This is a genomic window from Thalassospira sp. UBA848, assembly GCF_002295455.1.
In the GTDB taxonomy this organism is placed as follows: Bacteria; Pseudomonadota; Alphaproteobacteria; order Rhodospirillales; family Thalassospiraceae; genus Thalassospira.
Window position 1 is genome coordinate 532 of sequence record NZ_DBGS01000085.1, and the last position, 12,997, is coordinate 13,528.

The following is a 12,997-nucleotide window of genomic DNA, read 5'->3' on the forward strand; positions in this document are numbered from 1 at the left end:
TGCGGATGCTCGGTACCAGCATAGACGTGCAGTTTGGAAAGAACCTGGCTGCGCAGCGGGCCACGGGTCATCATACGCTCAACAGCTTTGATGATAACGCGTTCCGGGTGCTCACCGTTCAGGAGCTTGTCCATGGTGCGTTCTTTGATGCCGCCCGGATAACCGGTGTGCCAGTAGAACTTCTTGTTCTGAAGTTTACGGCCAGTCAGTTTGACTTTTTCGGCATTGACGATGACGATGTGATCGCCACAATCCATGTGCGGGGTAAACATCGCTTTGTGTTTACCACGAAGACGGTTGGCAACAACGGCTGCAAGGCGGCCAAGGACGACGTCTTCTGCGTCGACCACGAACCATTTGCGCTCGATGTCGCTCGGTGTCGCAGTGAAGGTTTTCATTATTTCTATACTCGAAAACTGGGTTCCACGGAGGGATTGTTCCCTCGTTGAAAGTCGGCGCATTATGCCAGCATTCAACAGGAAAACAACAGGAATATTTCGTTTTAAATCAATGTCTTATGTTACGCGGTATTATTTTACCACACATAATTGCACTATTTTTCGGCCGGTGGCATGGCATATGTCCCGATGACATGGGCGCACACACTGTCATCAACTGCGGATCGAATATGACATTCTGCAATCAAAAGCCGCCTGCCAGCCTTGAGGATTTTGGCCTCTGCGATCAAATCCCCCGGCTTCGCGCCTGACAGGAAGTGAACCGTGGCTTCTGTCGTTACCGCCAGATCAGCCTTGGGAACCACAAGCCAAGCAACCGCATAAAGCGCGATGTCGGCCAATGCAAAGATGGCAGGCCCTGTTACCACATTGCCCGGTCGCAAGTAACGTTCGTTAAATGGCAAACGCAGAATGGCCGTATCTTCAGACAGACTTTCTGTCACCACCCCCATATCGCCGACAAACGGTACCTTTTGGCGCATGATGGCGTCAAAGTCGGCCGGCGTTACCCCGGTTCGGGTTTCGGAACTGTTCATGACTTGGTTGGTCTCCCCGTTATGACTGATTCTGGTACAGTCATTTTATTACCGGAAGACAGCCTGACATAACGTTTACGTTAACGTCAATAATTTGCGCTACCAAACATGCTTCTTTACCGCATTAGCGCAACATCTAGCGGGTCAAAATCCCCACCACATCGGTATAAATCGCCACCACCACACACAGAATGACAATCGCGACAATCGCCGTTGCCCCGATCCCGGGCAGGTTTTGCGTCATCCATTCACTCATGGACATGCCCTGTGCATTATCGGTTTTGCGCTTGAACCGCGCACGGACGGGACCGCGCGAAAGATCATGCAGCGGCTTGGGTACTTCGTTATTGGATGCCCAGTGATGTCGGTTCTCGGGCAAATAAACAGGCTGTCGGTCTTCCTGACCGGTTTCGTCATACATCATGTGACTTCACAGCGTCATTCGCTGGCTCCTGCAACAAGGGTGAACTCTCATTTCCCCACCTTGATCCCGGCATTTGTTACGCCATGCCATGATCGCGGTGCCCCCGCCTCGGATTATGTCGCTCTGCGTTCCCCCGAACCTTCGCCTTTTCTGTTTGGCAATGCCCGACCAAAAGGTCTTGGGCATCACGTCAGTAATTACCTGTCTGGTATATGGGGATTAAGGCAATCATTCGGCAATAGTTTGGTAACTGTGTTATTTGCCGATAATTGCCGAAAACTCGTTAACTGTCAGAACCAGTACATACCCAACAGCCACAGCCGCAATCATATAGGCTGCCAACCGAGCAATCATCTTGTTCCAGCTCAGTGGTTCTCCGGACTGTTTGCGTCCCCTGGATGCCCGCCCCTTCGACTTTTCCTGCTTTTGCAAAATCGCGCGGCGCTTGGCATCAAGGTCTTCTTGCATCGCCCAGTTCGACTCACTGTCAGGCAGGTTGATGCGTGACTGGCGAACTTCGGCTTCCTTAAGGTCATCCACCCGACCTGTAATATCACCCTGGCCGTCACTGCCCGCGCCATCATCTCGCTCGCGTGCGCGATCCAGAAGCGTTTTCCCGCCATTCAGGCTTTCGATATACTCGTCATATGCACTGCGCTCCTCGGCAATGGCGGCTTGCTGGGCGGCGGCATGGGCCGCAGGGTCCTGACGGGTCGTTTGGGCAATGCCAGACGGGTTGGACGACGTGATGGTCTGCCGGGCCTCGTGCGGCAAGAACATCGATACCAGCCCGCTCGTCTTGTTCTGAACATAGACATGGCGACGCGGTTTGGTTTTGGCTTCCAAAACTCGCTCGGTCTTGGCATCTGCAAGTGCCGCACTGCTGACCAGAAGCGTTGGTTTCGGTCCTGACAAAGCCGGCGGGTTCAAATCATCCTCGATCACTGGATCGGGGATATCATCGCCCTCTTCTTCATCTGGCTCAACTTTGGGTTTGGGCATCAGAAAGGCCGGGATATCAAAGCCGTTCCTTAAAAGTCGCGCACGTGCCTCTGCGCGATACTTTTCAAGATCGCGTTCCATCATGTCCTTGCGGTCAAAACGCTTGATGGGCGTTTCACGCACAGGCTTTGTCACTCTGACGGCTTCCCGGACTTTGCGGGTCGGTACAAAACGACCCGGCGCACGTCCGCGCCGACGCGGTAAGTCTTCGCTCATCCACAACCACTTGCCGAATGAATTTTATCTATCGCGCACAGACACTAGAAAATTCGGCTCATCTCCAGGGTTTTATTTTTAACCCGTTACGTGCAATTCTACTACGGGTTACCGTAATTTAAAAATCAAAAAAAACATCACGTTCATACGTTTCGCCGGGAGAAACACGATGCCTGATACCGCAACCGATATGCCGCTTGTCGCCCGCACAGACCATGATGGGTTTGTCACGATCACCATGAACAACCCGTCACGTCGCAATGCCTTGTCAGGCGCGATGATGACTGCCCTTCAGAAAGCGTTTGAACAGATCGCCAATGAAACCGATATCCGATGTGTCATTCTTGCGGCAGAAGGCCCGGTTTTTTGTGCTGGCCACGATCTTAAGGAAATGCGCGGCATCACCGAATGCGATCAACATGCCAGCCTGTTCAACCAGTGCAGCGAATTGATGATGACGATTGTCAGCCTGCCGCAACCCGTCATCGCGCGGGTGCGCGGGATGGCAACCGCTGCCGGCTGCCAGCTGGTCGCCAGTTGCGATTTGGCGGTTGCCGCCAGCACAGCCAGGTTCGCGACACCCGGTGTGAATATCGGCCTGTTCTGCTCCACGCCGATGGTTGCACTTAGCCGCAATATCGCGCGCAAACATGCCATGCGCATGCTTTTGACCGGCGACCCGATCAATGCCGAAACAGCCTTTTCCATGGGGCTGGTGTCTGATGTGGTCGAAGATGATGATCTTGAAACACGGACCAACGAACTGGCCGCCGGAATCGCCGCCCGATCGGGCATGACCGTGCGACTTGGCAAACAGGCCTTCTACAAACAGATCGAGATGCCGCTTTCGCAGGCCTATTCCTATGCGTCCGATGTGATGACAGCGAACATGCAAAAGCACGATGCCCGCGAAGGGATCGGCGCTTTTGTTGAAAAGCGCCATCCAAGCTGGCGTCACGAATAACCTGCCTCAGACCGCGCTTGGGAATGCATGACCACATTTGCATTTGATCCGCGATCAGGCATTCTAATCAAAGATACCTCAGCTTGGAGATCGTCCCATGTCGTTTGAAATCTGGCTTGCCTTCGCTTTTGCTTGCGCCATTGTTTTGGCCATTCCCGGCCCGACCATCATGCTTGTCGTCAGCTATGCTCTGGGCAAGGGCAAACAAACCGCATGGGCGACCGTCCCGGGCGTCGCACTGGGCGATCTTACAGCCATGACGATCTCGCTGGCGGGTGCCGGGGCGTTGCTTGCCGCCTCGGCAGAGGCGTTTACGGTTCTGAAACTCGTTGGGGCGGCTTATCTGATCTATCTCGGGATCAAGATGTGGCGCGAGAAGCCCGAAGCCCTGCACGACAATCCCGATGCCAAGCGCAACCGTCCGTCGCGCATGTTCCTGCAGGCCTATGTCGTCACCGCACTTAATCCCAAGGGCATCGTATTCTTCATCGCCTTTGTGCCGCAGTTCGTTGCGGCCGGGGACCCGGTTTTACCGCAGTTCATCATCATGACGGCAACCTTTGTCATTCTGGCAGCAATCAATGTGGCGATCTGGGCAATTATGGCCAGTGCTTTGCGTGAACGGTTCCGTCATCCAGCCGCATTGCGTCGCCTGACCCGTATTGGTGGTGGGGTGATGATCGGCGCTGGCTTGCTAACCGCCCTTACCCGCCGCGCGAGTGCTGCGGCCTAAGGCGTCTTACAGCCATCAGATTGGCGAAGAACACGCGCATCGCGCCGTCCTTGCCAAACGGCAGGATCACGACCATGAACATCCCTGCCAGGAACACGTTCCATGCCGGACGCAGCGGCCACATCCATTCAAGATTGGCCGCCACTACCCGTTCGGCCGGAATGCCGGTCGCAAGCGCATACCATGCATACTCGATTCCGACCGTGACCGCCCCGGCCACCACAGCAACAACCGACAACGTCACCGCAGATCGAAGCGACCAGCCACGCCAATGGGCAAAACGATACAGCATCAAACCGACAAACATTCCCGCCATCAGCGTCGCTTCACTCACGTCGACTTTTGACTGCAAAAAGAAATGCACCACGCCAAGGACGGCAATCAGATAGACCAGTTTGTGCAGACGCCCCCATTTCGCGCCCAGTTTACGCATTGCTGATTTGGTCGAGGTCGCGGTCAATACAGCAAGCCCGACAACTGCAACAAAACCGATCGTCAGATAAATCCGCAATGCGATCTCGCTTGCGATCCGGACCGGATCAAGGTTCTGACTGATCGCATACAGCGCAAAATGCACCATGACATAGCAAAACGCCGCCACCCCGATTTGACGACGCACCTGTACCAGTTTTGAAAACCGCGTTATCCGGCGAAGCGGTGTGACCAAAAGCGTGATCAGCAAAATCCGGATGGTCCATTCACCGCTTTCAAGAATGGCTTCCTTGACCGGGATGGTTGCCCCGCCCTCGGCAATCACCGGCCACAACAACACAGTGCCCGGCACCAGAAGCGCGATGAAAACCGCCAGTTTGAAAAATGAAAATCGTCCGGAAGGATCAAGCCATGGATACATTCGAAGCGAACCTGTCAGATTTTGCCAATCCCCCAGTCAAAGCGCATCTGCAAGCAACCGTCACCTAAATTGCCATCAAATTTCCGCGAGTAGAAAGGGTTCAGCATCAGAAACCAGCGCCCTTAACAGGCCCGATGACGCATATCAAAGTTGCGACATGGCCCGGACCATATAACTATCATATGCAGTGACCACCAAAAGCGGATGAAACCGAATGGCCGAATTTACAAATCCTACCGATGCGGAAATCAAGGACCTGCTCGACACGACCAGGACAATCGCCCTTGTAGGTGCCAGCCCAAAACCCGAACGCCCGTCAAACCGTGTGATGAAGTTCCTGCTTGATCATGGTTACAAGGTCATCCCGGTCAATCCCGGTCAGGCGGGCGGCACCATTCATGGTCAGACCGTTGTGGCGCAACTGTCTGATATAGCCGGACCTGTTGATATGGTTGATGTTTTCCGCAACAGCAACGACGCGGCCGGGGTTGTCGATGATGCGATTGCCATTGGCGCCAAATCTGTCTGGATGCAGCTTGGGGTCATTAATCCCGACGCTTTCGCAAAGGCCAAGGCCAATGGCATGGTCGCGGTGATGGATCGCTGCCCCGCCATCGAACTACCTCGCCTGTCGTAAACGTCAGCGTCATCTCATAAAAAAAGCACCGGATGTCCGGTGCTTTTGTTCTTTTTGCGCTGCTGTAGCGGTTTTAGCCGCGTCGGCACTGCGACATCAGATCCGGAACAAGCCCCTGATTGCCGATAAAGACCGGCTGTACGGCGCTGGTCACGGCATACGCCTTTGTCTGTTCGCCAACAATCGAGTCAAAATGACCCGCCGTTTCAAGAACAAGCGACATCACACCGTCTGATTTAAGGCGAAGAGCGGCAAACCCGTTTGCATATTCGGTGCGTGCGCATTCATGCCCCAGAATGGTATCGAAACGCTCGACCAGTACATAGCGTGGATTTTCCACCAAGTCGTTGCGGCCAGACACCGCACTTGGTTTCACACCGCGCTTGGGCACATATTTTGAGAAATGGGTCTGCGACTGAACGATATAGCCATCCGGGAAATACACTGCGACATCCTCTGCCAGCAGAATACGATCCCCGATCACCTGACCGGACCGCAGAAGTTCCTTGATTCGTTTACCCGGAATTTCGCCCGAAAACGCATTAAAGCGCAGGGTTTTTCCATCACCGCGCAAGTCGGCGTAATAACGTTCGAACGGAACAATGGGTGTTTTGTCCGCCGCACGGGCTGCGGGCAAAACGGCGGTAGTCATGACCGCCAGTGTCGCAACTGCAAGAGAAACGCCCCCCGAGCGCTTCGAAAAGACCGACTTGATGGCCCTTAGCATATGTCCCCGCCTCTCACTTAAATCAGGAATACAATTCAGAGATTATTCACATTAATCCCAAATTCAACACCTGTTTCCGCGAAAAATCGCAGCATGGTCAAAAGCACATATAAAAACAACGAGGTGGCATTATGCCACCTCGTTGCCAAAGATTTGGTAAATGTCGGTGATTAGTCGACCGAGATCGTCACACGACGGTTACGCGGCTCACGAACACCATCCGGAGTCGGGATCAAAAGATCGCCTTCACCAACGGCGTCGGTTTCGACCATGTCACGTTTAATACCACGCTCGGTCAGCTCACTAAGCGCTGCTGATGCACGGCGTTCGGACAGACCCAGGTTATAAGCGGCTGAACCCGCTGCGTCGGCGTGACCGACAACAGAGATATCGCCCATCGAGGACGCCCACTGTTCTGCAGCAGCATCAAGAACACGCTCGGAAACCGGGGTGATCGCAGCGCTGTCAAAATCGAAGAAGATGGTGAACAAACGCGGCTCAACAACAGCAACCGGTGCAGCCATCGGCTCCGGCTCTACCGCACGAAGTTCGGCCATTGCTGCTTCAAAGTCTTTCCAGCACTGGCTGATCAGTTCGGTCTGCCAGCCTTCTTCGCTTTCTTCAACCCAGCAGTCATAGCGGGCCTGCGCGACAGCGGCGACAGCCGGCTTTTCTTCGCGCTTGCCATCATCAAGAAGCGCCAGGAGTTCGTCACGAACGACGCGCTTCTGGGCAATTTCTTCATCTGAAAAACGCCAGTTTGCCGGGTCTTCCGGAAGTACAATAGTATCACCGCTTACGCGACCGGCTTTCTTCGCAAAGAAGTCGGCGTCAAAGTAGTCATACCATTCATCAGCTTCACGCTGCGCATAGGCGAGATACTCTTCCTTAAGTGCCATGCCGAAGTCCGTGGTCGGTGCTTCGGAGGAAACCGCAGAAGAAACCGAACTGCTGTAGGTCAGCGGGTTACCGCCATATGGAACAGCAGTGCCAGCGTTATCAACTGTGCTACATGCACTCAGAAGCGCAACGCCCCCAAGAGCAACAAGAATTTTCGGACGAATCTGCATGTCTAACCCCTGTCTTTAGGTTGTTCTTCGAATAACACTTTAACACCAATAATGGTGATATTATGGTCCTTAACGAACGAAAACTTGGTTTGTTCCATACACCTACAAAGAGTTGGTGATTGCATCGTGCTTTTCAAGCACGCTCAAACCTGTAATGCTAATTGTCTCATACAGATGTATGGTTTGCAATCAACACAATTATGACACTGAGCAGACGAGGATCTCATGATCGAAACCGATGTCGCGACCATAACCGAAATGCTGAAAGGGTTTGCCTTGGGCTTTGGCCTCGACCTTCTTGGCGCTGTCCTCATACTTGTTATCGGCTGGTGGATTGCCGGTCGGACTGCGGCTTTGGTCCGCCACTCCCTTAAAAATGCAAAATTCGTCGACTCGACTCTGAAACCGTTGGCAGCAAGCATTGCGCGCTATGCCGTACTGATCTTTGTCATCATCGCCGTGCTCTCGAACTTCGGCGTTGAAACCACCAGCATCATCGCTGTCCTCGGTGCCGCCGGTCTGGCCATCGGCCTTGCGCTTCAAGGTACGCTTTCCAATATCGCGGCTGGTGTCATGATCCTGATCCTGCGCCCGCTCAAGGTCGACGAATTTGTCGAAGCGGGTTCGGTATCGGGTACCGTTGTCGAAATCACGCTGTTTACCACCCTGCTTAAGACGCCGGATGGTGTCTTTATCTCGGCACCGAATTCACAAATCTGGAACAGCGCGATCAAAAACTACTCGCGCAACCCGACCCGTCGTCTCGATATCAAGGTTGGTATTGCTTATGATGATGATGTCGATGCCGCGCTTGACTTCCTCAAAAACCTGGTCGCCTCTGATGAACGTGTTCTCAAGGATCCGGAACCCATGAGCTTCGTCGCCAACCTTGGCGAAAGCTCCGTCGATCTGACGGCACGTGGCTGGGTCGCCACCAGCGAATTCTGGCCGACCTTCTTTGATCTTACCCGCAAATCAAAAACAGAACTCGAAGCCGCTGGCTTCTCTATTCCGTTCCCGCAGCGCGACCTGCACGTTATCGAAAGTGCAGAAACCGCCAGCATTGCAAAACCGGCGGCAAAGGCAGCAACCAAACCCGCAGCAAAAACGGCGGCCAAAAAACCGGCCACCCGTGCGCGGTCAACGGCTGCAAAATCGACGACTGCGAAAAAGACTCCCGCCACCAAAAGCTGATCTTTTTACCAACAACCATCATCTGCAAAGAGGCCCGGTCGGGCCTCTTTTTTTGTCTGCAAGTTCGATCACCTTGTTCCGTGCGGTTGTCTTCTTTGCACGTAGTACCCCGCTGTTACCCGCCAGACTTGCATCAGGCGTATAGTTCCTGCCTTGCCCAAAGGCGGCAAAACAAAACAATCGGGAGGATAAATATGTCTGCGAAAAAAATTCTGATGATCACCGGCGACTATGCCGAAGATTACGAAACCATGGTGCCATTTCAGACGCTTCTGGCGGTTGGCCATCAGGTCGATGCCGTCTGCCCGGATAAAAAGGCCGGCGATACGGTGGCGACCGCGATCCATGATTTCGAAGGTGATCAGACCTATAGCGAAAAGCGCGGCCACAACTTTGCGCTGAACGCCGATTTTGCGACGGCACGCGCGGAAAACTATGACGCGCTGGTCATCCCGGGTGGCCGGGCACCGGAATATCTGCGCCTGAACGAAGATGTCATTCGACTGGTCCGCGACTTCCACGACGCCAACAAGCCGATTGCGGCCGTCTGCCATGGCGCACAGCTTCTTGCAGCGGCTGATATCATCCGGGATCGCAAAGTCTCGGCCTATCCGGCATGTGCACCGGAAGTCAAACTGGGTGGCGGCACCTATGCCGATATTGCCATTGATGAAGCCTGCATCGACGGCAATCTGGTGACGGCTCCGGCATGGCCTGCACATCCGAAATGGATGGCCGCCTTCCTTAAGGTTCTGGGCACTGAAATCAAGTTGTAATATTCAAGCGCCCAAACGTTCATTGCGTTTGGGCGCTATTTGTTTGACCATTGCGCCAAACCAAAAAGAAGACCGCTGGACATCATGTAACAGTGGCACCAACAGGAAAGGCCGTCCAAATGTGTCAGATCTATTCCGGAACCGCCCCCGAACTTTATCAATCTGTCAGTCGATCTGTACGGATCAATGGCGTGGTAACCAGCCTGCGTCTTGAATTGCGCTTTTGGCAGATTCTGGATGAAATCGCCGCGGGCGAAGGTTTCACCACACCACAATTTCTGGGCAAAATTCACGATGAAGTCGTAGCAAAACGTGGCGACATCCCCAATTTTGCGTCACTTGTCCGTGTGATTTGCACCGTCTATCTGGAAAAACAGGCCGGATTGCATGTGCATGTGCCAGACAATGCCACAACATCAGCGATGCACAACTAGGCTGCTGTCAGGGCTGATTGGCCGCACAGACTGGTTCTAGTTCAGCCAGGATGAAAGTTCACGCGTGCTGAACCCGCCGCTGGTCATGATGTTCGGGCTGGTATTGCGCTTTAGGGTTGGCTCGGCCGGCTTGATGATGCTGTTGCGGCGATGCATGCCCGCAGCTGCCCCGAAATCGATCTGCGAACGCCCGACAAGATCGGCCGCCTTGATCTGCGGTCCGGGCGATTTTACCGAGCCGGATGCATTGATCGGCGTTTGCGCAGCTTGGGGCAATTGCTGTTTCTGCTTTGCCTCGTAAATCCAGCGCAGTTCCTGCTTCAGGGTCTGGTATTCCGGCGTATCGGGTGCGGAATTGACCTCATTAACGATCTGAAGCTTTACCATCTGCGGGAAACGATCAAGCCGTTCAAGCAGCATGAATTTCACACTCGGCCGTACCGCGTCGGACCGCATCAGCTTCATCACCAGACGACGATAAATGTCGATACGCAGATTGCCGTTCGAGGCCAGTTCAATAAATTCCTCGACGAATTCGCGGGCTTCCATTTTGCCATCAAGCAATGCACGCAGGTTATCCCCCATCGCCCGGCGATAGGCCTCGCGGATTTCGACCACATGGTTGGACGCACGCGTGCGTACCAGATGGAAGGCTTCCGGGCTAAAGGCATTTTTGGTCAGAAGATTGGCGCAATCGGCGACCAGTTCGTGCTTGGTTGCCTCGGATACGACTTCAAAGACCCCGGTGATCAATTCCTTGCATTTTGCGTGCGGCCCCATGCGAATGGCCGCTGCCAGCGCCATCGGGCTTTCCGGGTCTCTGGTTGCAATCACGGCCAGCGCAAGCGGATCATCATATTGCATCAGGGCAAGATCATTGCTGAGCAAATGTTCCGGCATCAAAAGGCGCTGTTGTTTGGCGGCCCCCATGACAGTAAGCGGCTCGCCCGATAGATAGCTTTCCTTGATGGTCAGGGCATGTTTCAACCCTTCATATGAGATGCCGTGATTGCTGCTCATGGCACTCAATCCTCTTTACGGCCCTTGGATCGCCGGTCCGAGACCAAGCCTTCAAGCCCGCCGCTGTTGCGCCCGGCCCGTGGACGGATACCATGACTGCGTCCTGGGTTCCGTGCGGTCGGCTTCTTCTGCTGTGCGGGGGTCGGTTCACTTTCTTTTTCGGTCTTCGCGCGAGAAACCACCGGCTTCATGTCGCTAAAGAAGTCGATATACCAGTCCATATCAGCTGCGGCCATCGCATAGCGGCCACCAGCTGCAGGGCTTTCGATCGCCGATTCCGGGATGCCGTTGCTGATCTGCAAGACAACTGCCGCCGGCGCGGTCATGCCTGCGCGCCATGCAAGGGCGGTGATCGCCCGGGCACTGCCGGAATCAAGAATTTTGGAAACGGCATTGGCGCGAATTTGCGCATACTGGGCCAGGGCCTGCACCACCAGCGCATCGTCGTTACGCGACAGCGCATCAAGCACATACTGGTCCATCGTCATATTGGCATCGCTGGCCTCAACGACATCGTTCTCGACCATTTCGTTATCGGCAATTTCGATGTCCATCTCGCCATCGCGTGCGGGCATGTGCATCCGGTTTTCGAAACGGGCTTTTTCAATCCGTTGGCGCACAGATTGGCGAAGCGCACGGGCAACCTCGGTGCGCATTCGGCCCTGTTCGACCAGCGTGTCAAACAACGACGCCATAATGAAATGTGCGACACGGCGTTGTGCCTGTCGGGAAATGCGGTTCTGGCCACCCAGAATGTCGTTTTCCGGCACTTTCGGCTTCGCCACCTTGTTCTCGGACAGATGCGGCGTCATCGGCACAACGTTTCGCGGCGCATCATCAGACGACAGCAACCGGTTAAGCAACCCGCCCTTTTCCTTTTCGGCCTGCTGCTCGATCAGGCGCGCTTTGGCTGCGGCCTCAAGCTCGGCACGTTCGCGTTCGGCGGCGGTCTGAACAAACTCGCTGCGACCACGCATGATATCAAGAAAATCGGCGTCGCTCAGAAGTTCGATATAATCGGCAATCGACACACGACCAATCGCCTGAATGTCCTGGCGCAGCCGTGTCGCGGCTTGACGCGTCATATAAGGGGTATGGCCCAGTTCCTGCTCGATCAGTGCAATCACCTGCGGGCGATAACAATCCCCCATATTGGCAATGGCAGCGACGAACTCATCAACCATTTCCAGACGTTCCGACGGGCTAAGGTCGGTCAAATGACGGCGCAAACGCCGCGCGACATCCATGCGCACATCGCTGTCAAAGTCCGGGGCATCCTCGGCTTCATCAAGCGCATCCAATTCGGATGACAGGCGTGCTGCGTGCTCAAGACCCGCCGCATCAGCATTGTTTTCAGAGATATGTTTTCGGGGAATCGCGCGCCCCTGAGCGCGACCTGTTTCAGATCCAAACGTCTCAGGTGCGATGGTACGGACCGTATCTGCAAGATCACGCAGCTTTTCCGAGGCTTTGTCTTCAAGCCCCCCATTGCCCGCATTTTTCTGCCGATTGAACATCCAACTCAGCATTATCGCAGCTATTCCCCTGATCCCATGCCTGGCGGCAGCTCGGCACCGACCCTGTGGTACCTTATTTTTGTGTTTTGTCAGAACAACTTAAACGAAACTGACAACGAAGCGCAACCAGACAAGGCGTCTAAATTTTATAACCCAACTTCAAGGCCCACATCCTTGGACAAAGCCTTGATTACAGACTGACTATCGGCGCAAAGACTCAAAAAAACATTAACGTTACAGGGTGCTGCGCCTGCACCTGCCCCTTACGCGTGAAATATCCATCAACCGCCCGTCCAGTCTGCACAAAACCCGAACGAAAACGGGCGCCCCAAAAGGACGCCCGTCAACCAAAACTCTTGATGTCTTGCGAATTGCCTTAGTTATTACTGACCCACGCAATACGCAGAATGTTCGTCGCACCTGGCGTACCGAACGG

The 12,997-nt window shown here is 54.4% G+C and carries 15 protein-coding genes; 6 read left to right on the forward strand and 9 right to left on the reverse strand.

The window, feature by feature from the left end; translation table 11 throughout:
- The 4 genes from rplM to B2R48_RS12155 all read right to left on the reverse strand — a co-directional run.
- Nucleotides 1-398: 50S ribosomal protein L13 (gene rplM / locus B2R48_RS12140; protein WP_297000719.1), on the reverse strand; the 398-nt coding region annotated here is incomplete at its 3' end.
- A gap of 155 nt (nucleotides 399-553) precedes the next feature.
- Nucleotides 554-994: a PaaI family thioesterase gene (locus tag B2R48_RS12145; protein ID WP_297000722.1), complete on the reverse strand. Its 441-nt coding sequence runs from the start codon at nucleotides 992-994 to the stop codon at nucleotides 554-556.
- 136 nt (nucleotides 995-1,130) lie between these two features.
- Complete coding sequence (locus tag B2R48_RS12150) at nucleotides 1,131-1,418, reverse strand: hypothetical protein (RefSeq protein ID WP_062955296.1); 288 nt, start codon at nucleotides 1,416-1,418, stop codon at nucleotides 1,131-1,133.
- Nucleotides 1,419-1,673: 255 nt separating this feature from the next.
- Nucleotides 1,674-2,555 (reverse strand): hypothetical protein, encoded by an 882-nt coding sequence (locus tag B2R48_RS12155; RefSeq protein ID WP_297000727.1) that lies wholly within the window; start codon nucleotides 2,553-2,555, stop codon nucleotides 1,674-1,676.
- 250 nt (nucleotides 2,556-2,805) lie between these two features.
- On the opposite strand from B2R48_RS12155, the gene B2R48_RS12160 reads away from it, so the two are divergent.
- Both B2R48_RS12160 and B2R48_RS12165 read left to right on the forward strand, forming a co-directional pair.
- Nucleotides 2,806-3,600, forward strand: a complete 795-nt coding sequence (locus tag B2R48_RS12160; RefSeq protein WP_297000730.1) for an enoyl-CoA hydratase — start codon at nucleotides 2,806-2,808, stop codon at nucleotides 3,598-3,600.
- A gap of 97 nt (nucleotides 3,601-3,697) precedes the next feature.
- Nucleotides 3,698-4,333, forward strand: coding sequence for a LysE family translocator (locus B2R48_RS12165; protein WP_297000732.1), 636 nt, complete (start codon nucleotides 3,698-3,700; stop codon nucleotides 4,331-4,333).
- On the opposite strand, the gene B2R48_RS12170 is transcribed toward B2R48_RS12165, so the two are convergent.
- Complete coding sequence (locus tag B2R48_RS12170; RefSeq protein WP_297000734.1) at nucleotides 4,305-5,186, reverse strand: sulfite oxidase heme-binding subunit YedZ; 882 nt, start codon at nucleotides 5,184-5,186, stop codon at nucleotides 4,305-4,307. The genes B2R48_RS12165 and B2R48_RS12170 overlap by 29 nt on opposite strands.
- A 214-nt stretch (nucleotides 5,187-5,400) precedes the next feature.
- On the opposite strand from B2R48_RS12170, the gene B2R48_RS12175 reads away from it, so the two are divergent.
- On the forward strand, nucleotides 5,401-5,823 hold the full coding sequence (locus B2R48_RS12175; RefSeq protein WP_297000736.1) for a CoA-binding protein: 423 nt from the start codon (nucleotides 5,401-5,403) through the stop codon (nucleotides 5,821-5,823).
- A gap of 73 nt (nucleotides 5,824-5,896) precedes the next feature.
- Here B2R48_RS12175 and B2R48_RS12180 read toward each other — a convergent pair whose 3' ends face one another.
- A complete protein-coding gene (locus B2R48_RS12180; protein WP_297000738.1) occupies nucleotides 5,897-6,475 on the reverse strand; it encodes a hypothetical protein in 579 nt (192 codons plus the stop codon).
- A gap of 245 nt (nucleotides 6,476-6,720) precedes the next feature.
- A complete protein-coding gene (locus tag B2R48_RS12185) occupies nucleotides 6,721-7,620 on the reverse strand; it encodes an OmpA family protein (protein WP_062955289.1) in 900 nt (299 codons plus the stop codon).
- A 225-nt stretch (nucleotides 7,621-7,845) separates the two neighbouring features.
- Here B2R48_RS12185 and B2R48_RS12190 point away from each other — a divergent pair, with 225 nt between their 5' ends.
- From B2R48_RS12190 to B2R48_RS12200, 3 genes are all read left to right on the forward strand, one after another.
- The gene (locus B2R48_RS12190) at nucleotides 7,846-8,814 is read left to right on the forward strand and encodes a mechanosensitive ion channel family protein (RefSeq protein WP_297000740.1); all 969 of its coding nucleotides are present in this window, start codon (nucleotides 7,846-7,848) and stop codon (nucleotides 8,812-8,814) included.
- Nucleotides 8,815-9,008: 194 nt separating this feature from the next.
- On the forward strand, nucleotides 9,009-9,590 hold the full coding sequence (locus B2R48_RS12195; protein ID WP_297000742.1) for a DJ-1/PfpI family protein: 582 nt from the start codon (nucleotides 9,009-9,011) through the stop codon (nucleotides 9,588-9,590).
- Between the two features lie 119 nt (nucleotides 9,591-9,709).
- Entirely contained in the window at nucleotides 9,710-10,024 is a 315-nt protein-coding gene (locus B2R48_RS12200; RefSeq protein WP_213472734.1) for a ribbon-helix-helix domain-containing protein, read from the forward strand.
- A 36-nt stretch (nucleotides 10,025-10,060) separates the two neighbouring features.
- Here the strand turns inward: B2R48_RS12200 and B2R48_RS12205 are convergent, their stop codons facing one another.
- Both B2R48_RS12205 and B2R48_RS12210 read right to left on the reverse strand, forming a co-directional pair.
- On the reverse strand, nucleotides 10,061-11,044 hold the full coding sequence (locus tag B2R48_RS12205; RefSeq protein ID WP_062955285.1) for a hypothetical protein: 984 nt from the start codon (nucleotides 11,042-11,044) through the stop codon (nucleotides 10,061-10,063).
- 5 nt (nucleotides 11,045-11,049) lie between these two features.
- Nucleotides 11,050-12,573 (reverse strand): DUF2336 domain-containing protein, encoded by a 1,524-nt coding sequence (locus tag B2R48_RS12210; protein ID WP_297000745.1) that lies wholly within the window; start codon nucleotides 12,571-12,573, stop codon nucleotides 11,050-11,052.
- Nucleotides 12,574-12,997 lie beyond the last annotated feature (424 nt).